The organism is Mycobacteroides sp. H001 (genome assembly GCF_001440005.1).
In the GTDB taxonomy this organism is placed as follows: domain Bacteria; phylum Actinomycetota; class Actinomycetes; order Mycobacteriales; family Mycobacteriaceae; genus Mycobacterium; species Mycobacterium gwanakae.
The window spans coordinates 184571-207192 of the sequence record NZ_LJYH01000028.1; the positions used below are offsets into that span (position 1 = coordinate 184571).

Genomic DNA, 22622 nt, shown 5'->3' on the forward strand with positions numbered 1-22622 from the left:
CACGAGGTGAAATCGCCCGGAGCTACCGGCCCTCGCGAGCCCGGCAACGCCGGGCAGGAAGCTCAGCGCTGCGGTGCGGCAGTCGGCTTGATCGGTGCGGGTAGCGCCGTCTCACCGGTCAGATACTCGTCCACCGCGGCAGCGGCGGAGCGGCCCTCGGCAATCGCCCACACAATCAGCGACTGGCCCCGGCCCATATCGCCTGCCACGAACACACCGTCCACCGACGTCGCGTACGCACCGTCACGCGCCACATTGCCGCGGTCGGTGAGTTCCACGCCCAGGCTCTCGAGCAGGCCCGGCTTCTCCGGGCCGACGAATCCCATCGCCAGGAAGACGATGTCGGCTTCCAGCTCGAAGTCCGAGCCCTCGACCTTCTCGAACTTTCCGGCGTTGAAGACAACCTCGTGTGCCCGCAAGCCGGTCACCTTGCCGTCTTCACCGAGGAACCGCTCGGTGTTGACGGCGTAGATCCGCTCGCCGCCCTCTTCGTGCGCGGAGGCCACCCGGAACAGTGTCGGGTAAGTCGGCCACGGGTCGCGCTCGGAACGGAGCTCGGGCGGCCTGGGCATGATCTCGAACTGCTGGACGCTTGCCGCACCCTGCCGGTGCGCGGTACCCAGGCAATCAGCTCCGGTATCACCACCACCAATGATGATGACGCGCTTGCCCTTTGCGGTGATCGGGGGCTGCCCGTCCTCGTCCACGACGTCGTCACCCAGCTGCACCTTGTTGGCCCAGGGCAAGTACTCCATGGCCTGGTAGATGCCCTCGAGCTCGCGTCCCGGAACCGGAAGGTCACGCCAAGCCGTCGCTCCGCCCGCGAGCACCACCGCATCGAACTTCGCGCGCAGCTCGTCGGCCGTGATGTCGACGCCGACGTTCACTCCGGCCTCGAAAACCGTGCCCTCGGCCCGCATTTGGTCCAACCGACGGTCGATGTGGCGCTTTTCCATCTTGAACTCGGGAATGCCATATCGCAGCAGACCACCGATGCGGTCGGCCCGCTCATACACGGTGACGTCATGTCCGGCACGCGTAAGTTGCTGTGCCGCAGCCAAGCCAGCTGGGCCCGAACCCACCACCGCGACCTTCTTGCCGGTCTTCACCTCGGACGGAATGGGCTTGACCCAGTCGTTTTCGAAGGCGTTGTCGATCAGTTCGACCTCGACCTGCTTGATGGTCACCGGGTCCTGGTTGATGCCCAGTACACACGACGCCTCACAGGGCGCGGGGCAGAGCCGGCCGGTGAATTCCGGGAAGTTGTTGGTGGCGTGCAGCCGCTCGATGGCCTCACGCCAGTTTCCGCGGTACACCATGTCGTTCCACTCGGGAATCAAGTTACCCAGGGGGCAACCCTTGTGGCAGAACGGAATTCCACAGTCCATGCATCGCGATGCCTGCGTCTGCAGGGCCGTGTGCTCAAAGTCTTCGTAGACCTCTTTCCAGTCGAGCAGCCGCAACGGCACAGGACGCCGCTTCGGCAGTTCGCGGGTGGTGTGAGTCAGAAAGCCGCTTGGGTCACCCACGAGCTGCCGCCATGATCGCCTCGTTCACATCGCCTCCGGTCAGCTCCGCGTCGGCAATGGCCTCCAGCACGCGACGGTAGTCGCGAGGCATCACCTTGACGAAGGAGTCGCTTTGGCCGCTCCAGTCGGCCAGAATGCGTTGTCCGACAGCAGAGTCGGTCGCCGCTACGTGCTTTTCGATCAGGCTGCGCAGCACCTGCTCATCGTCAGGATCCAGCGCGTCCACATCGACCATCTCGTCGTTGAGGTTGTCCACTAGCTGTTTGGCCGGGTCGTACACATAGGCCACACCGCCGGACATCCCCGCGGCGAAGTTGCGCCCGGTCGGGCCGAGCACCACCACAGTGCCGCCGGTCATGTACTCGCAGCCGTGATCGCCCACGCCTTCGACGACAGCGGATGCACCCGAGTTGCGCACGGCGAACCGCTCGCCCACCAATCCGTTGAGGAAGGCCTCACCGCTGGTGGCGCCGAACAGAATGACGTTTCCGCCGATGATGTTCTTCTCGGCCTCAAAGTCTGCCGGTGCCTCGCGGGAGGGGCGCACCGCGATGTGCCCGCCGGACAGTCCCTTGCCCACGTAGTCGTTGGCATCGCCGAACAACCGCAGCGTGATGCCACGCGGCACGAACGCGCCGAAGCTGTTCCCCGCCGAGCCGGTGAAGGTGATGTCGATGGTGTCGTCCGGAAGTCCCTCGCCGCCATAGGCCTTGGTCACCTCGTGCCCAAGCATGGTGCCGACAGTCCGGTTGACGTTGGTGATCAGCGTCTCGAACTTCACCGGAGTACCGCGATCGAGGGCCTCGCGGCTCATCACGATCAGCTGCTGGTCCAGCGCCTTCTCCAGGCCATGGTCCTGCGACCCACTGCAGTACAGGTCCTGGTTCATGAACGCCGACTCCGGCTCCGTTAGCACCGGGGTCAGATCGATCTTGCTGGCCTTCCAGTGCGCGATCGCCTTCTCGGTGTCCAGCGCGCCAACCTGGCCGACGGCCTCGTTGACGGTGCGGAAACCGAGCTCGGCCATCAGCTCCCGGACTTCCTCGGCGATGAACAGGAAGAAGTTCTCCACGAACTCCGGCTTGCCGTTGAACCGCTCGCGCAGCACGGGGTTTTGCGTGGCCACACCCACCGGGCAAGTGTCCAGGTGGCAGACGCGCATCATGATGCAGCCCGAGACGACCAGGGGAGCGGTCGCGAAACCGAACTCCTCGCCGCCCAGCAGCATGGCGATCATCACGTCGCGACCGGTCTTGAGCTGGCCGTCGACCTGCACGACGATGCGGTCACGCAGACCGTTGAGCAACAACGTCTGCTGTGTCTCGGCCAGACCCAGCTCCCACGGCGCACCCGCGTGCTTCATGGAGGTCAGCGGGGTAGCACCGGTGCCGCCGTCGTGCCCCGAGATGAGCACCACGTCGGCGTGAGCCTTCGAAACACCCGTGGCGACCGTGCCAACACCGTTCTCCGACACCAGCTTCACGTGGATACGCGCCTGCGGGTTGGAGTTCTTCAGATCGTGGATCAGCTGCGCCAGGTCCTCGATCGAGTAGATGTCGTGGTGTGGCGGCGGGGAGATGAGTCCCACGCCGGGTGTGGAGTGCCGCACCTCGGCCACCCATGGGTAGACCTTGTGCGCGGGCAGCTGCCCACCCTCGCCGGGCTTGGCGCCCTGCGCCATCTTGATCTGGATGTCGGTGCAGTTGCTCAGGTAGTGCGAAGTCACACCGAACCGGCCGGAGGCCACCTGCTTTATGGCACTGCGTCGCCAGTCGCCATTCTCATCGGGCGTGAATCGACGCGGATCCTCGCCGCCCTCACCGGAGTTCGATCGAGCACCGAGGCGGTTCATCGCGATCGCCAGGGTCTCGTGCGCCTCGGCAGAGATGGAGCCGAAGCTCATCGCACCGGTCGAGAAACGCTTCACGATCTCGCTGGCGGGCTCCACCTCGTCCAGCGGAACCGGCGCGCGCCCAGTGTCTTCGGAGGACTTGAACTTCAGCAGACCGCGCAGCGAAGCCATCCGCTCGCTCTGGTCGTCGACCAACTGGGTGTACTCCTTGAAGACCGAGTACTGGCCGGTCCGGGTGGAGTGCTGCAGCTTGAACACCGTGTCGGGGTTGAACAGGTGGTACTCGCCCTCACGCCGCCACTGGTACTCACCACCGACCTCGAGCTCCCGGTGCGCCCATTCTTCGGGGCGCTCCAGGAAGGCCAGATGGTGGCGGGAGGCAACGTCGGCGGCAATCTCGTCCAGACCGATACCGCCTGTGGGACAAGCCAATCCGGTGAAGTACTCGTTGAGCAGCTCCGGTGACAGGCCGATGGCCTGGAAGAGCTGGGCACCCGTGTAGGAGGCCAGGGTGGAGATGCCCATCTTGGACATGACCTTGAGCACGCCCTTGCCCGCAGCCTTGATGTAGTTGCGGATCGCCTTGTCGCGCTCCACACCCGAGATCATGCCGCGGTCGATCAGATCTTCGATGGACTCGAAGGCCATGTAGGGGTTGACGGCGGCCGCACCGAAACCGACCAGTGCCGCCACATGGTGCACCTCGCGTGCGTCTCCGGCCTCGACCACCAGACCGACCTTGGTGCGGGACCGCTCGCGAACGAGGTGGTGGTGCACCGCGGCAACAGCCAACAGTGAAGGGATCGGCGCCATCTGATCGTCCGACTCACGATCGGACAAGATGATCACCTGGGCGCCGCCCGCGATGGCCGCGGAGACCTCCGCGCGCACCGACTCCAGGGCGGTCCGTAGTCCCGCACCACCCTCGGCAACCGGGTACAAGCAGCGAATCACGCGACTGGAGAAGCCATGCGGACGCCCGTTGACCTCGTCCGAAGGGTCGAGGTGGATGAGCTTGTCCAGCTCGTCGTTGTGCAACACCGGCTGCGGCAGCAGGATCTGGTGGCACGACTCGGCGGTCGGGTTCAACAGATCGCCCTCGGGGCCAATCACACCGCCGAGGCTCGTCACGACCTCCTCGCGGATGGCGTCCAGCGGGGGATTGGTGACCTGCGCGAAAAGCTGCTGGAAGTAGTCGAACAGCATCCGGGACCGGTTGGACAGCACCGCAATCGGGGTATCGGTGCCCATCGAGCCGAGTGCCTCGGCACCCGTGCGGGCCATCGGCGCCACCAGGAGGTTGATCTCCTCATAGGTGTAGCCGAATACCTGCTGGCGCAACACGATCCGGTTGTGCGGCATGTGCTGGTGTGGGCGGTCCGGCAGCTGCTCCAGGCGCACCAGGCCCTCGTCGATCCACTTCTGGTACGGCTCCGCGGCGGCGAGTTCGGCCTTGACCTCTTCATCGGAGACGATGCGGCCCTGGGTGGTGTCCACCAGGAACATGCGGCCGGGCTGCAGGCGGGTGCGCTGCACGACGGTGGACGGGTCCAGATCCAGCACGCCGGCCTCGGAGGCCATCACGACCAGTCCGTCGTTGGTCACCCAAACACGGGACGGCCGTAGGCCGTTGCGGTCGAGCACGGCGCCGACAATGGTGCCGTCGGTGAAGCAGACCGAGGCCGGCCCGTCCCAGGGCTCCATGAGGGATGCGTGGTACTCGTAGAACGCGCGGCGCTGCGGGTCCATGGACTCGTGCCGCTCCCACGCCTCGGGGATCATCATCAGCACCGCATGGTGCAGGGGGCGGCCACCCAGGTGCAGCAGTTCCAGTGCCTCGTCGAACCGCGCCGTGTCCGAGGCACCGCGCGTACAGATGGGGAAGATCTTGTCGAGCTGGGCAGGATCGCCGAACGCATCGGTCTTGATGAGCGCCTCACGGGCCCGCATCCAGTTCTCGTTACCCGCGACGGTGTTGATCTCACCGTTGTGCGCCACCCGGCGGTAGGGGTGCGCCAACGGCCAGGACGGGAAGGTGTTGGTGGAGAAGCGCGAATGCACGATGCCCAGTGCGCTCTCGACGCGCTCATCCTGCAGATCGAGGTAGAACGCCCGCAGCTGCGGAGTGGTCAGCATGCCCTTGTAGACGAAGGTGCGGCCGGAAAGGCTTGGGAAATAGACGGTTTCCTCGCCGAGGCTGCCCCGGCCCGATCCCTGGTTGCCCAGCTCGTGCTCGATGCGCTTGCGCACCACGTAGACGCGCCGCTCCAGGTCGATACCGGAGGCACCGGAGATGAACAGCTGCCGGAAGGTGGGCATGGCGTCGCGGGCGAGGGCGCCCAGCGATGAGTCGTCGTGCGGAACCTCACGCCAGCCCAGAACGGTCAAACCCTCTGCCTCGACGATTTTGTCGACGGCCTCGCACGCCGCCGCCGCGTCCTTGGATCCCTGGGGCAGAAACGCGATACCCGAGGCGTAGCTGCCCTCGGCGGGCAGTTCGAAGTCCACGACAGCGCGGAAGAACTTGTCCGGGATCTGCAGCATGATTCCGGCGCCGTCACCGCTATTGGGTTCGGCTCCCGCGGCACCACGGTGCTCCAGGTTCAGCAGTGCGGTGATGGCCTTGTCCACAATGTCGCGGCTGCGCCGGCCGTGCATATCCACGACCATGGCGACACCGCACGCATCGTGCTCGTAGGCCGGGTTGTAGAGCCCGGTCGCGGGGTGTGGCATGGCTGCTCGTCTCGTCTCCAGGGCCTCCCTGGGTGCACAGGCTGTATGCACCCGTCAATGCCCTCCTCGAAGGTGCCCCACAGACCGGCACGGGGTGGTGCTCAAACCCCGGGGCTGGCCCGTTGGCCCTTGTCCGTAGCGTCCTTCTCGGCCGTCTGCTTCGTGGGCTCGCGGCGATGAACCGCTTGCGTGAAGAGCATCCGGCTCCGACGATGAGGCACCCGCCGGACACCGTTGACCAGCGGATCTCGTGCCCCGACGCGACAAGTAATCAAAACGATATGTCAGGAACCCCGGTGGACGCCAACTCGGGTGGTTAGATGGCGCGACACCTTGCGGCGTCGTTCTCTCAACGTGTAGGTCAACGCCCGTTTCCTCGATAAACACCACCGGACCCCTTTACCAAACGCTGCGTCTTTTTTGACCCCCGTTTGGTGATTTACAATCTCCGCTATCACGTAAGCGCGCTCGGTGCGCAGGATTCGGAGGATGCATGACATCCGGCAGTGCACAGCGCAACAGCCTGGTGGTGGTGACCGGCGGCGGAAGCGGCATCGGCCGCGAGACCGCGTTGGCCTTCGCCCGCCAGGCGGCCCGTGTCGTTGTCGCCGATATCAACCTCGACACCGCCAACGAGACCGTCGGCCTCGTGGAGAAATTAGGCGGCACCGCCCACCCTTATGCCCTGGATGTGTCCGACGAGAGCGCCGTGACCGCATTCGCCGACGAAGTCTGCGCCACGCACGGAGTGCCGGACGTCCTGATCAACAACGCCGGCATCGGCCAGGCCGGGCGATTCTTCGATACGCCGTCGGCGGACTTCCAGCGCGTGCTCAACATCAATCTCAATGGAGTCGTGTACGGCTGCCGCGCGTTCGGCCCCCGAATGGCTGAGCGCAAGAGCGGTCACATCGTCAACATCTCCAGTGCCGCCGCGTACACACCGATCCCCGAGATGGGCGCCTACGCCACCAGCAAGGCCGCCGTGTTCATGTTCTCCGACGTGCTGCGCGGCGAGCTCGCTCGCGCGAAGGTCAAGGTCAGCACCATCTGCCCGGGCATCGTCAACACGAACATCATTCGCACCACTCAGTTTTCCGGTCTGTCGGCCGAGGACCAGGCCAAGCGCCAGCGGCAGGGCGCGGGGCTGTACGCCAAACGCGGCTACGGCCCGGAGAAGGTGGCCAAGGGCATCGTGAATGCCGTCCTCAAAGGCAAGTCGGTCGTCCCGGTCACTCCGGAAGCACACATGCAATACCACCTCAGCCGCCTGGCCCCGGCGCTGAACCGGCTCTTCTGGGGCAGCCTTGGCAACAAACTCAACAAATAGGAGGACACCATGGCGCGCAACACAACTGAGGCCACCGGCCTGCACGTCGTACCCACTGAGCCCGGCGAGGTAGTGCTCCGGCCGCGCAATGTCCAGTTCGACACCAGCCACACGCCGCTGCACTGGATCCCCAACGAGCCCATCGTCTCGCATTTCATCTCGGCCTTCAATCTCCTTCTGCCGGAGGGTGAGCGGGCATTCGTCGACACCTTCACCCGCGCGTTGCCGTATGTGAAGGACGACAAGATCCGCGAGGCGATGATCGGATTCATGGGCCAGGAGGCCGTGCACGCCGAGACCCACAGCAAGGTGCTGGGCGACTTCCTGGAGAAGAACGGCATCAACGTCGCGCCCGCGATCACCCAGATCGAATACATCACGCACATGCTGGAGCGCACCAACGAGCTGCGCAGCGAGAAGCTCCGGTACCGCGTGATGGTGGAGAAGCTAGCCCTCATCGCCGGTATCGAACACTTCACCGCCGTGCTCGGCGACTGGGTGCTCAACCACCCCTTCGAGAAGTTCAACGCCGACGCGGAGATGGTTGACCTGTTCCGCTGGCACGGCGCCGAAGAGGTCGAGCACCGCAGCGTCGCGTACGACGTGGCCCGGTACTTCCAGATCCGCCGCGGGCACATGATGCTGACCTTCGTGCTGGCCACCATGCTGCTGGTGGGCGTGATGCTGCGCTACACCAAGTTCTTGGTGCGGCAGGACCCGTCGCTGCCCAACTACGGCGTCTTCGGCGTGCTGCGGCAGATGAACAAAGCCATGAAGCGGGGAGCGTTCTTGCGGTGGCGCGAGCTGGCCAAGTCGGCCATGGAATTCATGCGTCCCGGCTTCTCACCCGACCAGGTGGGCAGCACGGCGCAGGCGGTGGCATACCTGAGTACGTCACCCGCCGCGAAGGCCGCGGCCGGCTACTGATGTTCGATCGCTTTCGCCGCACTCCGCAGCCCACTCCCAAGCGCAAACGGCCTTCGCTGCCGCCCACGCTGTACGGCACCCTGCCGGTGTCGCCCACGATCGCACTCGGCAGCGTGCTGTTCCCAGTCGCGGTCCGGGCCATCGGCGCCCTGCTGATTCTCAAGAAACCGCCCGAGAACCACGTCGACCGCACGCTGACGCTGGTGGTGAAGGACCGCTGGATCGAGGCGAAGGATCAGGACGTCGCCAGCCTGGTGCTCGCCGCACCCGACGGCGAACGCCTTCCGCCGTGGCATCCCGGCGCACACCTGGATCTACTGCTGCCGTCGGGCCGGATGCGGCAGTACTCACTGTGCGGCGACGTCTCCGACCCGTACCACTACCGCATCGCCGTACGTCGTATCCCCGAGGGCGGCGGTGGCTCCATCGAGGTGCATGACGCGCTTCAGATCGGCGCCACCGTGTCGATCCTCGGACCGCGCAACGCCTTCCCGCTCGCGATGACCCAGCCCGGGCCGCGCAAGCTGCACTTCGTGGCCGGCGGCATCGGCATCACACCGATCCTGTCCATGATCGCCTTCGCCGAGCAGCTGGGTAAGCCATGGACCATGGTGTACACCGGCCGGAACCGCGATTCGCTCCCGTTCCTCAATGAGCTCAAACGCTTTGGTGATCGGGTCATCGTGCGGACCGACGATCAGTCGGGTCTGCCGACCGCCAATGACCTGCTGCCCGAGGTGGGCGAGAACGACGCGGTGTACTGCTGTGGCCCCGCACCGATGCTCGCCGTCCTGCAGCGGCGCCTACTCGAAATGCCGTCGGTGGAACTGCATTTCGAGCGATTTGCCGCCGCACCCGTGGTGGATGGTCATCCCTTCGAGGTACAGCTGGGCCCCGGTGGGCCGGTGCTCGAGGTGCCCGCCGATCGCACGGCGCTGGACGTCATCAAGAAGAAGCTGCCGCATGTGGCGTATTCATGCCAGCAGGGTTTCTGCGGTACCTGCAGAGTGAATGTGCTGGCAGGCACCGTCGACCATCGGGACCAGATCCTCACCGAATCCCAGCGAGACGAGGGACAGATTCTGACCTGCGTATCGCGCGGGGAAGGGCGCCTGGTTCTGGACCTGCCCGCCGAGTAACACCTCTGCGCCGAGACCGAGGTTGTGGCGAATTTGTGCGAAACGTATGCGCCATAACCTCGGTCTGGGTGAGGCGTTTCCCCATCGGTTCACCGAGCGTTCATCGGTTCCCTGGAAACTGGCCCGATGCGCATCTCCCACGCAGTCATCGCCCTCACCTCGACACTGATCCTGGCCCTTGCTCCGTCCGCGGCCGCCGCACCGCCCTCGGACGCTCCCGAGGTGCCTGTCGGCGAGATCGCCAAGACCGGTGGCGCGAACCGTACGCCGGGCGGACGTGACGGCGACAAGGCGGCAGATCTGCGGAATTCGGTGCAGGGCCGCAACGCCAAGAACGTCATCCTGCTGATCGGTGATGGCATGGGGACCTCGGAGATCACCTCGGCGCGCAACTACCAGCACGGCGCCGCCGGGACCCTTCCCGGACTCGACGCACTGCCCATCACCGGTGAGTACACCACGTTCGCGCTCACCAAGGACGGCCCCGAGAAGGGCAAGCCGGATTACGTGACCGACTCGGCGGCCTCCGGCACCGGGTGGGCGACCGGGACCAAGACCTACAACGGAGCCATCTCGGTCGACCTCGACGGCAAGCCCCTGGACACGATCCTGGAGATCGTGCAGAAGCAGGGGTTCGCCACCGGAAACGTCACCACCGCGGAACTGCAGGACGCCACCCCGGCCGTGCTCACCGCCCATGTCGTCGATCGGGACTGCAAGGGCCCCAAGGAGACTCTCGAGAAGTGCGCGGGCAACGCCGTCGACAACGGCGGCAAGGGCTCGATCTCCGAGCAGCTGGTGGCCACCCGGGCCGATATCAGCCTCGGCGGCGGCGGTAAGTACTTCGAGGAGACCATCACCGGCGGCGAGCACAGGGGCAAGAGCTCGCTGGATGTCGCCAAGGCCGCCGGATACCAGCTGCCCACCACCGCGGGTGATCTGAACAAGGTAGGCAGCCTGGACAATCCGGTGCTCGGTGTGTTCGCGAAGGGCAACCTGCCGGTGCAGTGGGACAAGGTGCCCGCGGCGGTTCCCAACGGCGGCAAGCTGCCCGCAACCACCTGCCGGCCCAACCCCGAGCTGCCCAAAGACCAACCTCAACTGTCCGCGATGACCACCAAAGCCATTGACCTGCTGGTGAACTCGAAAAAGGGGCAGGACAAGGGCTTCTTCCTGCAGGTGGAGTCGGCGTCGATCGACAAGCAGGATCACGCGGCCAACATCTGCGGTCAGATCGGTGAGACCATCGCGCTGGACGAGGCCGTCGCGGCGGCGCTGGACTTTGCGCGCAAGGACGGCAACACCCTGGTCATCGTGACCGCCGATCACGGGCACTCCTCGCTCATCGTTCCTGAGGACTTCGACAACCCAACCGCCCTGTCGGTCGCGGTGAAGACGGCCGACGGCGCCACCATGCGGATCATGTATCCCACCGCGCCGGAGGGGGAGTCGCAGACGCACACGGGAACGCAGGTGCGCATCGCCGCCTACGGGCCGGGTGCCGCGAACGTCTCCGGACTCACCGATCAGACCGACAACTTCAACACGATCGTCGGTGCGCTGCTCGGATCCAAGAGCCCCGACGCCTCGAACGGGCCGTCCTGGTGGCTGGCCGGAGGGATCGCGGTGGTGGCAGCCGCGCTGGGCGCCGCCGCCACGTTCTTCTTGGGCAGGCGCGGGGCCTGACGGCCACGCACACCGGGCTCGAACAGCCGAGTGGGAACTTCGCGAGGAAAATCGGCCGGATTTCCTCGCGAAATTCCCACTCGATGCCCTGAGGCCTACGCCACCAGCCGCTTCGGGTTGTCGATCACCGAGTAGTCACTGGCGTCCCCGGAGATCACCCGGCTGCTTTCACCGTTGACACCCACCGGCACATCACCGGCCAGGGTGACGCGATGCATCCGGCGCCGTTGGTCACCGTAATCGGAGACGGCATAGTGCTGGGTGGCGCGATTGTCCCACATCGCGACGTCACCGAGCTCCCAGCTCCATCGAATCGTGTTCTCCAGCCAGGTGATCCGATCCTGGAACATCCGGAACAACGCTTGCGATTCGCTGCCGTTCACATCCAGAATCCGCTTCACGAAGTTGCCCAGCAGCAGCGCCTTCTCGCCCGTCTCGGGATGCACCCGAACCACCGGGTGGTGCGCCTCGAAATGCGTCGACCCGAACTCGCGCACATACTTGGATCCGGATCCCGCCTTGGCCAACAGTTCGGCCACCTTCGCGGGATCTACTTGGGCGTAATCGAATTGATTGTTGTGCATGGCCCACAGATTGTCCGCCAACTCTTGCAGGGCCTTGGGCAGCTGCCGGTAGGCCGCCACCGTGGAGGTCCACGTGGTTGTCCCGCCATACGGTGGCAGCTCCACCGCGCGCAGGATCGAGGCCTTCGGAATCCGGTCCACGAAGGTCACATCCGTATGCCACTGGTTGGCGCGGCCCCCCTCCTCCGAGTCGAGCCGCATCACACGCTCTCCGTCGAACTTCAATGTGGGGTGCGGCGATGTCGGCACGCCCATGCAGCGCGCGAAAGCGAACTGCGCTTCGTCGTCGAGGTGATGCTGTCCGCGGAAGAAGATCACCTTGTGCTCCAGCATGGCCTCGTTGATGGCAGCTGCCGTCTCGGCGTCCACTTCGCCGAGGCGTACTCCGTCGATACGGGCGCCGATGTTCTCGCCCAGCTTCACCACACGTACATCGCTGCTCATGACCCGCTCCTTCTTCCAGACAATTCGGTGTAGTCAAATGACTACACTCGCTCGTCCGCTACTGTACACACATGACTACACCCGAGGCAACGGCTGCCAAGCCCGTGGGCAAGGAGGAAGTGGTGGAGGCCGTTCTGAACGCCGCCGCCAAGCTCTTCGCCGAGAAGGGGCCCGCCGCCGCATCCATCCGCGAGGTCGCCGCCCGCGCCGGGGTGAACCATGGCCTGGTGCACCGCCATTTCGGAAGCAAGCGCCAGCTGCTGGCCTCCACGCTGCAACACCTGGCCGACACCGGGGCCGCACTACACGAAGCCGGGGCATCCGCTCCGGACCTGGAGGCCGCACATGATCTGCAGCTGCGAGTGATGGTGCGCTCCACGCTCGACGGCTTTCCCACCGAAGAACTCCAGGAGCGCAGACCAGGGATGGAGTGGCTACTCGAACAGATACGCCCCGGTCACGCGGACGAGCGTGAGGCCCGGCTAGCGGGGGCCCACGCGATTGCCCTGCAACTCGGCTGGCGGCTGATGGGGCCCAGCCTGCGTGCCGGCTTCGGCCTGGAGGACATGTCCGATGCCGACATCCGTGCAGAGGTCGCCGGGCAAGTCGCCAAGCTCGTTACACCCCAATAGATTCCACTAGGTGACGGGTTGCGCCTCCGGGAACACCCACTGGCCGTCGAGAATCTGCGGCTGCGCGCGGTACAGCCGGACCATGTAGTTCCAGCCTGGCGTGATCGGCAGGCAGTTCACCGTGGCGTCCGTGCACCCGCCGAACTGCACCGTGGTATCGCCCCCGGCTCCGCGTCGCGCGGTGATGTTGTTGAGTGAGTAGGCATTACGGGAATTCGGCGTGAAGTACCCGTCTTTGTTGTAGACGGTGACCGACCAGAATCCATCTACCGGTACCTGTCCGACCGTCAGTCGATACACCGTGGTGCCGTCATTCTTGGCTGGGTTGACATTGAGGTAGAGGGCGTCTTTCTCGGGGTTGCCGCCCCAGGCCGAGGCGGTACCGATCAGATGGCGGACCGGGTCGGTGGTGTCCCTGGTACCGAACATTGCCTTGGTATCGGGAAGTGTCGCGGCCAGCTGGAGCAGGCCTTCGCGCACCTTCTGTTGACTTGCACTGTCCCATTTAGGGATATCGAAGCTCCCCGGGCGTTCTTGTTGTGCCGTCACGGCGTCCTGCAAGGCATGGACCTCCGCGAGGTCCGCGGGATCACCCGGGTTCACCAGGGTCCGCACGGCAGCGGCTACATAGCGGGTTCCGGTCTGTTCCTTGGTGATTGTGTGCTGACCCTTGCCGTAGAAGACGGCCGGAACATAGTGATCCTCCGTGATGAGCTGCAGCGACATGAATCGCTGCCCCGGGTCAGGCATCGAGACGGTGACCGGACCCGCGTCAAGGTCGAACACCGCCGACGAGTAGAGGGTGTCACGGTTCTGGCGGATTACCAGCTGCCGATCCAGTGGTGACAACTCGCGGATGTGATGGAAGGAGGCGAAGCCGCCATCCATCACGATGTTGCCGAAGTACAGGTCCGACTCTGCCCGCACGAAGTTGTCAGGGGTGACAACGATGGTGCCCTCGGGTGTGCGCCGCTCTGGGGACAACGCACTCGGCGTGTTGGCGGGAGTCGCCGACGGCGGATGCGCCGAGCACCCCGCCAGAACTGCCGTTACACCGACCACCACACCTGCCATAAGCCTATTCACGGCATCGAAGCTACCCGCCGACAGTGCAACGAGAAGCGATTCAGCAGGTAGGGCCATCCTCGCCCGCGATGTCGCGGAGGGTCTGGAAGAAGTCGGCGCGCTGCCCCGCCGAGATGTCCGCGAGCAGGCGCTCTTCGGCCTCTCGTGCCAGCACGTCAGCCTGTTTGAGAAGTGCCGCCCCGGACCGGCTCAGTTGAGCGGGCCGGGCACGGCCGGAGTCCACGGTGTCCGGCCGTGACACCAGACCGGCGTCCTGCAGCGCCTGCAAAACGGTGTTCATCGACTGCGGGGTCACATCCGTCGCACGGGCCAGATCCGCATTGGACCAGCCGGGGTTCTTGGACAACACCCGCATGCAGACGTACTGGGGGAATGGCAGATTCAGGGGCGCCAACGCCGCCGTGATCTCCGAACGCAAGGCCGCCGAGACGCGGTACATCAACGCACCGAGCGGTTGCCATTCCTGCTCATCCATATCAGTCATGTTGACACAGTTACCATTCTCCCGCTGAGCGGCCCCGGAGCGCCCTGGACGGCATGTCGCGTTGCTACCCTTGATCGATGGCAGCAACCAGTTCGCCCGACGAACCAAATCTCGCTGCCACCAGCTGGACGATCCTCGGCATGCTTTCCTACGAGGAAGAGGTCTCCGGCTATGACATCAAGAAGTGGGCGGATTGGAGTATCAGCTACTTCTACTGGAGCCCTTCCTTCAGCCAGATCTATTCGGAACTACGGAAACTGGAAAAGATCGGGTACGCCACGTCGCGAGTCGATCACGACAACGGCGCCCGTAGCCGCCGGCTGTACAAGATCACGGCTGCGGGTATGGCGGCGATGAACCAGTGGGCGAACGAGACGCCCGCCGAGCCGCAGGTTCTCAAGCACAGCGTGGTGCTGCGCGTCATGCAGGGCCATATGACGGATCCGGCCAGGCTCAAGGAGATTCTCGAACGTCACGTCGAGTACTCCGAAAACATGCAACGGCGCGCGGCGCTGGATGCGGATGGCGCTGCGGCCCAGCCTGCCTGGGCGTACTCGCGCGTGGCACTCAAATGGGCCGAGCGCTACTACGCGGCCGAGCGCGATCTCGCGCTGATGATGATCGACGATCTTGCCGAGGCCGCAGAGGAATTCGACAAGGCCGATCCCGACGGCGAAACCCCTCGCCTTGTCCCGGGTTACTGGCGCGAGGTCGAAAAACGAGTTGATGCCGAAAAGCTTTCTAAACAACATGATTCGCCGGAGTAGCTACCGCACCGCCGCGGCCTGTGCGGCGATGTAGCCGTACACCAGCCCCTGAGCAATCGTGGCCCCCGCACCCGGATAGGTGGCGCCGAAGGCATTGGCGGCGGTATTGCCGATCGCGTAGAGCCCCTCCATCACGGTGCCGTCTTCACGCAGCACGCGTGCGCGCTCGTCCGCACGAAGTCCGCCGCAGGTGCCGAGGTCGCTCAGCACCATGCGCACCGCGTAGAACGGGCCGTCGTGCAGCGGCCGCAGGTTCGGATTCGGTGTCACGGTCGGGTCACCGTAGTAACGGTCGTACACGCTGCGGCCCCGGTGGAAATCACCGTCATTACCGGCTGTCGCCGATGCGTTGAATCGCCGCACCGTGGCCAGAAAATCCTCACGCGGTATCCCCATCATCGGCGCCAGTGCCGCTAAACTCTCTGCACGATAAGCAATTCCGGCATTGAACCAGCTGGCCGGTATCGGCATACGCGGATACAGCTGGCCGGCGAAGACGTAGCTGTTGCGGTACTGCCGGTCAAAGATGATCCACATCGATTCCACCGGGTCGCCGCACCGCTCCCGCTCAAGTACACGCTGCCCAAAAGACATGTAGTCGGTTGCCTCGTTGATGAAGCGTCGTCCGGTTTGGTCGACGATGAACGATCCCGGTAACGATCGCTCCGCCAGCATCACCATTGGGCTACCGCCGGGCAGCGGCGCGACCGCCGGGAACCACCAGGCCTGGGTCATAGAATCGATTGCCGCACCGCACTCTTGGCCGATCTGTAGCGCATCACCGGTGTTGGTGTCGGCACCCAGGCTCATGTTCCTGCCGAGGGTCGACGACTGGAACTTGTGCCGCATCTCCATGTTGTGGTCAAAGCCTCCGGCCGCCAATACGACGCCTCGACGGGCCGTCACCGTGATCTCGCGGCCCTCGTGAGCGACCACCGCGCCGGTGACACGCGCGCCCTGGGTGACCAGACGCACGAGCGGGGTATCCGTCCAGATCGGAATCCCCGCACGCAGCACCCCGGCGAACAGTCCCGCCGCCAGGGCCTGACCGCCCGCCAGGTAGCGCCGGCCCAGTACCGCCCCGCCGACTCCTTGCGCGACTCGTTTCACGATGAGCGGCAAAGCCTTACGGGGGAGCCGTGCCATCAGGTTCATCCACCGATAGTCGGCGCTTGTGACGGGCATCGGGACCGCGGGGGGCTTCATGACACCCGGTTGCAGTCGGTTTCGGTACGCGCCCAGCACGGATGCATCGAACGGGCGGCATTCGCAGGTACGCCCGACCGGGCTGCCGCCAGGCTCTTCGGGGTGGTAATCCGCGTAGTCCCGGCACCAGGTAAAACGCATCGGTGTCAGTCGCGTCAACATCTCGATGGTCGCCGGTCCGTGCTCAAGGAACCCGTCACTGCGCGCCTCCGAAGCGGTTCCCGCGACCACCGACCGCAGGTAGGCGCGTGCCTTATCCAGGGTGTCGCCCGTGCCGGCGGCACTCAGCACCGGACTCGCAGGAAGCCACAGGGCTCCTCCGGAGCGGGCGGTAGACCCACCCACGTAGTGCGACTTCTCGACGATCAGCACCGACAGTCCGCGCTCACTGCCGGCCAGCGCGGCGGCCATCCCCGTTCCGGCGCCGACCACCAGCAGATCGACCTCGGTGTCGGCCGCGACGGTTCCCGCCGGAATCAGCCCATGGGGTGCTGATGCCATCTGCATGTACCTCCGTCGAATAGGTGTGAATGCCCGCGAGGTTATGCCGATAGTTCCTCGCGGTAGCCGCCGGTTCCCTCCCAGCGGGACGTCAGCTCTACGGGCGACAACCGATGTCCGGTGAGCGGACCGACCCCCTGCTGTGAAGGCAAAGACGCTGTTAGAACGGGTCCATGACGACAGCCCAGTCAGAGCCCGATCTTGATTCTGTGAAGGTGCGAAGCATCGAGGCGGACGCGGCGCCTACCCGGTTCGCCCGCGGCTGGCATTGCCTTGGCCTCATCAAGGACTTCGGCGATGGAAAGCCACACTCCATCAACGCGTTCGGTCAAAAGCTTGTGGTGTTCCGCGGCGCCGGAGGCAAGATCAGCGTCTTGGACGCCTACTGCAGGCATATGGGCGGTGACCTCAGCCAGGGCGAAGTCAAGGGTGACGAAATCGCTTGCCCATTTCATGATTGGCGCTGGGGCGGCGATGGCCGCTGCAAGCAGGTGCCCTATAGCCGTCGCACCCCCAAACTCGCACGCACGGCCACCTGGACCACGCTGGAACAGGACGGCATGCTGTTCATCTGGAATGACCCGCAAGGGAGTCCGCCACCGGAGGGCATAACGATTCCCCGAATCGAGGGCGCCGGCAGTGACGAGTGGACCGATTGGCACTGGTACACAACGATTGTCAACACCAACTGCCGAGAGATCGTCGACAACGTCGTCGATATGGCGCACTTCTTCTACGTACACGGTGCGCTGCCTACGTACTTCAAGAACATCTTCGAGGGCCACGTTGCCACTCAGTACATGAACGGCGGAACCCGGCCGGACGTGCCCAGCCCGGAAGGGGTGGAGATGATCGGACAGACCTCCGTCGCGTCGTACTACGGACCCTCCTTCATGATCGATGACCTGACCTACCACTTCGTTGGCGGCGACCAGCAATCGATTCTCATCAACTGTCACTATCCGATCGATGCGGATTCCTTTGTGCTGCAATACGGCATCATCGTCAAGAAGTCTCCGGCATTGCCCGATGATGCCGCCACGGGTGCCGCCATCGCGCTCGGCGACTGGGTGAAGATCGGGTTTGAGCAGGATGTCCAGATCTGGAAGAACAAGGCACGTATCGACAATCCACTGCTGTGCGAGGAGGACGGCCCCGTGTACCAGTTGCGGCGCTGGTACCAGCAGTTCTATGTGGACGCCGAAGATGTGGCCGACGAGATGGTCGATCGGTTCGAGTACGAGGTGGACACCACTCGACCCGGGGAGGCCTGGAAATCGCAGATCGAGGAGAACCTCGCGGCGATGGCCGGAAGCTCATCGTCGTGATCCGCGCCGATAATCGCCTGGCCGACTCACCGATGGTGCCGGTCGGCTGCCAGCGTTGCGGCGCAGAGGTTTTGGCGCGCAAGAGTAGCTGGCAGCAGACCAGTGTTCAGTGGAATGCCGAGGCCGAATCTCGGTGCCTTCGGCGGCGGGACAGCACCGGACTCTTCCTGGTGTGCCCGGAGCTACGCGGGTCGATTCTCGATGCCGCATGCAGCGGACGACTACCCGTTCTCGCCGAAGAGTACGGCGTTTAAGCAAGCAGCTCGTCGACGTCGCGGCATAACCGCTCGAGCGCGGCGGCGGCCAGATCCAGACTCGGCATGGTCATGAACCCGTGAATGGCGTTGTCGTAAAGCCGGTACCGCACCGGAACCCCGGCCTTCTGCAGCGCCCGCGCGTAGGCTTCACCCTCACTGCATGGCGGGTCGTAGCGCGCCGTCACCACCACCGCGGCAGGTAGTCCAGTGAGATCTGCCCGCAGTGGTGCCGCGTAGGGGTGTGTGCGCAGGGCGTGATCGGGCAGGTACTGATCCCAATACCACTGCATGGCGGCGCGGGTGTTGTAGTAACCGTTGGCATACCGCCGATAAGAGTCCGTGTCGAAGTTCGCGTCCACCACCGGGTAGATCAGGATCTGGCCCGCGAGGGCGGGCCCACCCATATCGCGGGCCATCAGCGTGGTGACTGCGGCGAGATTGCCTCCAGCGCTGTCGCCGCACACGATGACGCGGCTGGGGTCTCCTCCGAGTGTGCGCGCCTGGCGCACCGCCCAACACGTCGCCAGAAACATGTCGTGCGCCGCCGCCGGCCACCGATGTTCCGGCGCGCGCCGATAGTCCACCGATACCACCACGGCGGGCATCTGATTGGCCAGCCGTCGGCACAAGCCGTCGTGGGAGTCCTTGTCGCAGAACACGAATCCACCACCATGGGCGAAGACGAGGGTAGCTAGCGGCCCCGCCGCAGCCGGGCGGTACACCCTGACCGGTATCTCACCATGAGGCCCGGAGGCGTACTCATCGGTCACCGAACGCATCGGCAGCGGATGGGCCGGTGCGGTGTATCGCGCACGGATGGCGGCGCGCGCCGCTGCTCCGGTCATCGTCTCGACGCGCGGAAATCCCTCGTTCAGCGATGGAAGCAGCGCCGCGATCTGTGGATCTAGGCTCACGCGTATTGCAGTGCGCGTGAGTTCGTCTCGCGCGGAGCAGAGGACGGGCCGCACCGCAGTGGCCGAATCGGCTGCAGGGTCGGTGCCACCCGGGTCGGGCCGCTCTCGACATTGCGCCAGATGCCCATCGCTGTCATGCGCACCGGAGCCACCAGCCGTTGATCGAAGGTCATCCTCGGCATCGGCCCGGATACCGAAACCGCGGCGACGGCATCGCCGATGCTTCCGATCGGGGCGGCCACGCAGCCGATGCCCTGCTGCAGCTCCTCACGGTCGAAGGCCACGCCGTGACCGCGAACCTTGTCCAGCTCGGGACGCAGCTGTGCGGCCGAGCCAATGGAGTAGCGCGTCGTGCGGGCCAGCGCGGTGAACTCGTCGAGCGTCTGGCGCTGGTACGCCAGGATGGCCTTACCCGAGGCCGTACAGTGCGCCGGCTGGCGACCACCGATGCGGGTGGCCAGGGCCGCGCCCATCGCGGCACCGATCTTCTCCAGGTACACAACGTCTGTGCCGTCCAGGATCGACAAGTGGACCACGAGACCGGTGGCCCGATGCAGCTCATGCAGCATCGGCAGCGCGGCCGCATGCAGCCTGTCCTGATGCACCGCGAGTGAGCCGAGCTCGACCAATCGCGTGCCCAGTTCGTAGTCGCGACCATCGCGTCGGAGCCACCGCAGCTGTACCAACCGCTCCAGCATGCGATGAACGGACGAGCGAGGCAGGCCGGTGCGGCGCACCAGCTGCGCCAGCGTGAGCCGGCCCGGGCCGTCGAAGGCGTCAAGCAGCAGGGATACCCGATCGATGACAGCGCTCGGGGTCGCCGATTCGGCGGTAATGGTGGTCATGGTGCCCTCCCACGGCGTTGGGGTCTCGGTCACATATGACTATTAGTCATATACCTGTTTGTATCATGGGTGTGTTCGCCGACACAACCCCGCAGAGCCCCCACACGCGAACAGACGCCCGTTGCGTCTGCAACAGGCGTCTGTTTTGTCGGAAAGAAGACTTGGGCTACATGGCGGCCAGCGGCTCGCTGCCCGACCAGTCATGGCCCCAGTAGCTATCAGCAGTGATTTCCTCTGCGGTGTAATACGTTTCGTCGACCCGCATACCTTCAGTACCGAACTCGATATCCCAGCCGCCAGGAGCCCGGACGTAGAAGGACACCATCTTGTCGTTGGTGTGGCGCCCCAAGGTAGAAGAGACCGTGGAGTCTGATTTCAATACCCGGTCCAGGGCCTGCCCCACGGCATCGAGACTGTCCACCTCGACCATCACGTGGACCAGCCCCGGTGCACCACCGTGCGGCGCGGGACAGAGCGCCAAACTGTGGTGGCGCTCGTTGATGCCCAGGAATCGCACCCGCATCGGGCCGAACTCCGGAGGCGCGGGAATGCGGAACGCCCCCCTCGACCGGAATCCCATCACCTCGGTATAGAACGTGAAGGCAGCATCCGGATCGGTGACCGGCAGCACCACATGCCCGAGCCCCTGAGCGCCGGTGACGAATCGCGCACCGAAGGGCGTGACCACCGGGCTGTGGTCCAGTACCGGGCCATGGAACACCTCGACCGTGGCGCCGCCGGGGTCGGTGAACGTCACCGCCTCTTCCACTCGCCGCGCGCCGGCCTCCTCGACGGACAACTGCTTGACCCCAAGGCCCGCAGCCTCCACTGCCCGCGTGACGTCGCGCAACGCCGCGCCGTCACGCACCTCCCAGCCGATCGTGACGACCTGATCCGTATCGCCGGGCACCACGACGATCCGCGCGGCACGTTCATCCATCCGCAGGTACAACGCTCCGGGGTCGGGCCCGCTGCCTTCGGCGAATCCCAGCACCCCCAGGGCGAAATGCCGCCAACGGTCCATGTCCTGGGTTTGGACGGTGATGTATCCCAAGCTCTTCAGCATCAGATCATCGCCCTCAGCGGGCCCTGCGGTTCGATGCCCAGCGAGCTCAGCGCCGATGCGTGAAACACGGTGCTGGGCACATGAATCGCGTGGGCGAGCCCGGTGTGCGCATCACGCCAGTACCGCTGCAAGGGCTTGTCCAATCGCATCGCGTTACCCCCGGAACGCGAGAAGATCTGATCGACTGCCATCACGGCGCGCCATGCGGCGCGCACCTGGGTACGACGGCCCGCGGCCCTGTTCTCGAATGACACTTCCTTGCCTGAATCGACGATGTCCCAGATCTTGTCGACATTCGCGAGGATCTCCTGGCGGGCGGCATTGATATCGGCGGCGGCCTCCCCGATCGCGAACAGCACATATGGATCGTCCTTGACCGCGGTGCCCTGGGCTCCGACCCGCTCGCGCTGATAGTCCAGATGCGCGGCCAGCGCACCTTCGGCGATGCCGATCACGGCCGAACTGATACCCAGTGGGAACATCGTCGACCACGGCATCCGGTACAGGGTGCCGGTCATGCCGGCGTTGCGCTGCGCGGTGCCATCAATCACCTCGTCCCCGTCCATCACCCGATACGACGGTACGAACGCGTCCCTGACGATGATGTCTTTCGAGCCGGTACCGCGCAGCCCCACCACATTCCAGGAGTCTTCGACGATCTCGTAGTCCTGACGCGGCAGGATCATATGCAGCATTTTCGGTGGCATGAGGGGCTTGCCCTCGCCGTCACCGAGCAACGCGCCCAGGATGATCCAGTCGCAGTGGTCGGTGCCCGAGCTGAACTGCCACCGTCCGTTGAAGATGTATCCGCCGTCCACCGGCTTGGCCACACCTGTGGGCGCATAGGGGGAGGCCATCCAGACGTCCTGGTCCTGACTCCACATCTCGGCGGCAACCTTAGGGTCGGCGAAGGCCACCTGCCAGGGGTGCACACCGACGACCCCACAGATCCAGCCCGAGGCGGGATCCAGTGCGGCGGTGGCCATGACGGTTTCGGCGAACTCGCGAGGGTGCACCTCGTATCCGCCGTACCCCTTGGACTGGAGCAGCCGGATCGGTCCGGCAGCCCTGAGCATCTTGGCGGTCTCATCGGGCAGCTTGCCCAGCTTCTCCGCCTCCCACGCCTGCTCACGTAGCTGGTCAGCGAGATCGTTGATGCGATCGATTACGCGTTCGGTCATGCGCTTGATAGTGCGCTCGCCACCCCATCCCCATGGGACGTTTTCCCGATCAGCGGTCCGTTGGATCTGATTGACCGGTCACCGGGAACGGGGGACCGGGGGATTGCGGCACGGACCTAGCGTGGCCAACC

18 protein-coding genes are annotated in these 22622 nt (G+C 65.0%); 8 read left to right on the forward strand and 10 right to left on the reverse strand.

The genetic code is table 11. The annotated features are described in order from the left end of the window. Positions 1-62 precede the first annotated feature (62 nt). Both AOT83_RS11600 and gltB read right to left on the reverse strand, forming a co-directional pair. Positions 63-1529 carry a glutamate synthase subunit beta gene (locus AOT83_RS11600; protein ID WP_057965395.1) on the reverse strand — a complete coding sequence of 489 codons (1467 nt, stop codon included), beginning with the start codon at positions 1527-1529 and terminating at the stop codon, positions 63-65. Next, on the reverse strand, positions 1522-6114 hold the full coding sequence (gene gltB, locus AOT83_RS11605) for a glutamate synthase large subunit (protein ID WP_057965396.1): 4593 nt from the start codon (positions 6112-6114) through the stop codon (positions 1522-1524). The genes AOT83_RS11600 and gltB overlap by 8 nt, the downstream gene beginning before the upstream one ends. A gap of 493 nt (positions 6115-6607) precedes the next feature. On the opposite strand from gltB, the gene AOT83_RS11610 reads away from it, so the two are divergent. From AOT83_RS11610 to phoA, 4 genes are all read left to right on the forward strand, one after another. Beyond that, positions 6608-7444, forward strand: coding sequence for an SDR family NAD(P)-dependent oxidoreductase (locus AOT83_RS11610; RefSeq protein WP_030096192.1), 837 nt, complete (start codon positions 6608-6610; stop codon positions 7442-7444). Positions 7445-7453: 9 nt separating this feature from the next. After that, positions 7454-8371, forward strand: coding sequence for a metal-dependent hydrolase (locus AOT83_RS11615; protein ID WP_030096193.1), 918 nt, complete (start codon positions 7454-7456; stop codon positions 8369-8371). After that, a complete protein-coding gene (locus tag AOT83_RS11620) occupies positions 8371-9510 on the forward strand; it encodes a PDR/VanB family oxidoreductase (protein ID WP_030096194.1) in 1140 nt (379 codons plus the stop codon). The genes AOT83_RS11615 and AOT83_RS11620 overlap by 1 nt, the downstream gene beginning before the upstream one ends. 126 nt (positions 9511-9636) lie before the next feature. Then, the gene (gene phoA / locus AOT83_RS11625) at positions 9637-11196 is read left to right on the forward strand and encodes an alkaline phosphatase (protein WP_057965397.1); all 1560 of its coding nucleotides are present in this window, start codon (positions 9637-9639) and stop codon (positions 11194-11196) included. 95 nt (positions 11197-11291) lie between these two features. Here phoA and AOT83_RS11630 read toward each other — a convergent pair whose 3' ends face one another. Then, positions 11292-12224 (reverse strand): TauD/TfdA family dioxygenase, encoded by a 933-nt coding sequence (locus AOT83_RS11630; protein WP_030096196.1) that lies wholly within the window; start codon positions 12222-12224, stop codon positions 11292-11294. Between the two features lie 71 nt (positions 12225-12295). Here AOT83_RS11630 and AOT83_RS11635 point away from each other — a divergent pair, with 71 nt between their 5' ends. Further along, the gene (locus AOT83_RS11635; RefSeq protein WP_057965398.1) at positions 12296-12856 is read left to right on the forward strand and encodes a TetR/AcrR family transcriptional regulator; all 561 of its coding nucleotides are present in this window, start codon (positions 12296-12298) and stop codon (positions 12854-12856) included. 6 nt (positions 12857-12862) lie between these two features. Here AOT83_RS11635 and AOT83_RS11640 read toward each other — a convergent pair whose 3' ends face one another. Beyond that, positions 12863-13744, reverse strand: a complete 882-nt coding sequence (locus AOT83_RS11640; RefSeq protein ID WP_057965425.1) for a DUF1254 domain-containing protein — start codon at positions 13742-13744, stop codon at positions 12863-12865. Positions 13745-13982: 238 nt separating this feature from the next. Continuing rightward, positions 13983-14417, reverse strand: coding sequence for a MarR family transcriptional regulator (locus tag AOT83_RS11645; protein ID WP_030096199.1), 435 nt, complete (start codon positions 14415-14417; stop codon positions 13983-13985). Positions 14418-14503: 86 nt separating this feature from the next. Here AOT83_RS11645 and AOT83_RS11650 point away from each other — a divergent pair, with 86 nt between their 5' ends. Beyond that, on the forward strand, positions 14504-15193 hold the full coding sequence (locus AOT83_RS11650; RefSeq protein ID WP_057965399.1) for a PadR family transcriptional regulator: 690 nt from the start codon (positions 14504-14506) through the stop codon (positions 15191-15193). Here the strand turns inward: AOT83_RS11650 and AOT83_RS11655 are convergent, their stop codons facing one another. Then, positions 15194-16900, reverse strand: a complete 1707-nt coding sequence (locus tag AOT83_RS11655) for a 3-ketosteroid-delta-1-dehydrogenase (protein WP_057965426.1) — start codon at positions 16898-16900, stop codon at positions 15194-15196. A 173-nt stretch (positions 16901-17073) separates the two neighbouring features. Between AOT83_RS11655 and AOT83_RS11660 the strand changes: the two genes are divergently transcribed. Further along, a complete protein-coding gene (locus AOT83_RS11660) occupies positions 17074-18228 on the forward strand; it encodes a Rieske 2Fe-2S domain-containing protein (protein WP_057965400.1) in 1155 nt (384 codons plus the stop codon). Next, positions 18225-18482 (forward strand): hypothetical protein, encoded by a 258-nt coding sequence (locus AOT83_RS11665; RefSeq protein ID WP_030096203.1) that lies wholly within the window; start codon positions 18225-18227, stop codon positions 18480-18482. Before AOT83_RS11660 ends, AOT83_RS11665 begins: the two co-directional genes overlap by 4 nt. Here the strand turns inward: AOT83_RS11665 and AOT83_RS11670 are convergent. The 4 genes from AOT83_RS11670 to AOT83_RS11685 all read right to left on the reverse strand — a co-directional run bounded on the left by AOT83_RS11670 (position 18479) and on the right by AOT83_RS11685 (position 22491). After that, positions 18479-19399, reverse strand: a complete 921-nt coding sequence (locus tag AOT83_RS11670; RefSeq protein ID WP_057965401.1) for an alpha/beta hydrolase — start codon at positions 19397-19399, stop codon at positions 18479-18481. The two genes, AOT83_RS11665 and AOT83_RS11670, sit on opposite strands and share 4 nt — an antisense overlap. Continuing rightward, the gene (locus AOT83_RS11675; protein ID WP_057965427.1) at positions 19396-20244 is read right to left on the reverse strand and encodes an IclR family transcriptional regulator; all 849 of its coding nucleotides are present in this window, start codon (positions 20242-20244) and stop codon (positions 19396-19398) included. Before AOT83_RS11675 ends, AOT83_RS11670 begins: the two co-directional genes overlap by 4 nt. A gap of 166 nt (positions 20245-20410) precedes the next feature. Beyond that, a complete protein-coding gene (bphC, locus tag AOT83_RS11680; RefSeq protein ID WP_057965402.1) occupies positions 20411-21310 on the reverse strand; it encodes a biphenyl-2,3-diol 1,2-dioxygenase in 900 nt (299 codons plus the stop codon). Continuing rightward, positions 21310-22491, reverse strand: coding sequence for an acyl-CoA dehydrogenase family protein (locus AOT83_RS11685; protein ID WP_057965403.1), 1182 nt, complete (start codon positions 22489-22491; stop codon positions 21310-21312). The genes bphC and AOT83_RS11685 overlap by 1 nt, the downstream gene beginning before the upstream one ends. Positions 22492-22622 lie beyond the last annotated feature (131 nt).

Bases quoted from the DNA above. Each gene is read 5' to 3' on its own strand.
- AOT83_RS11630 (WP_030096196.1), bottom strand. From the start codon at position 12,224: ATGAGCAGCGATGTACGTGTGGTGAAGCTGGGCGAGAACATCGGCGCC.
- bphC (WP_057965402.1), bottom strand. From the start codon at position 21,310: ATGCTGAAGAGCTTGGGATACATCACCGTCCAAACCCAGGACATGGAC.
- AOT83_RS11610 (WP_030096192.1), top strand. From the start codon at position 6,608: ATGACATCCGGCAGTGCACAGCGCAACAGCCTGGTGGTGGTGACCGGC.
- AOT83_RS11640 (WP_057965425.1), bottom strand. From the start codon at position 13,744: ATGGATGGCGGCTTCGCCTCCTTCCATCACATCCGCGAGTTGTCACCA.
- AOT83_RS11635 (WP_057965398.1), top strand. From the start codon at position 12,296: ATGACTACACCCGAGGCAACGGCTGCCAAGCCCGTGGGCAAGGAGGAA.
- AOT83_RS11620 (WP_030096194.1), top strand. From the start codon at position 8,371: ATGTTCGATCGCTTTCGCCGCACTCCGCAGCCCACTCCCAAGCGCAAA.
- phoA (WP_057965397.1), top strand. From the start codon at position 9,637: ATGCGCATCTCCCACGCAGTCATCGCCCTCACCTCGACACTGATCCTG.
- AOT83_RS11660 (WP_057965400.1), top strand. From the start codon at position 17,074: ATGACGACAGCCCAGTCAGAGCCCGATCTTGATTCTGTGAAGGTGCGA.
- AOT83_RS11645 (WP_030096199.1), bottom strand. From the start codon at position 14,417: ATGGATGAGCAGGAATGGCAACCGCTCGGTGCGTTGATGTACCGCGTC.
- AOT83_RS11675 (WP_057965427.1), bottom strand. From the start codon at position 20,244: ATGACCACCATTACCGCCGAATCGGCGACCCCGAGCGCTGTCATCGAT.
- AOT83_RS11655 (WP_057965426.1), bottom strand. From the start codon at position 16,900: ATGGCATCAGCACCCCATGGGCTGATTCCGGCGGGAACCGTCGCGGCC.
- AOT83_RS11650 (WP_057965399.1), top strand. From the start codon at position 14,504: ATGGCAGCAACCAGTTCGCCCGACGAACCAAATCTCGCTGCCACCAGC.
- AOT83_RS11615 (WP_030096193.1), top strand. From the start codon at position 7,454: ATGGCGCGCAACACAACTGAGGCCACCGGCCTGCACGTCGTACCCACT.
- AOT83_RS11685 (WP_057965403.1), bottom strand. From the start codon at position 22,491: ATGACCGAACGCGTAATCGATCGCATCAACGATCTCGCTGACCAGCTA.
- gltB (WP_057965396.1), bottom strand. From the start codon at position 6,114: ATGCCACACCCCGCGACCGGGCTCTACAACCCGGCCTACGAGCACGAT.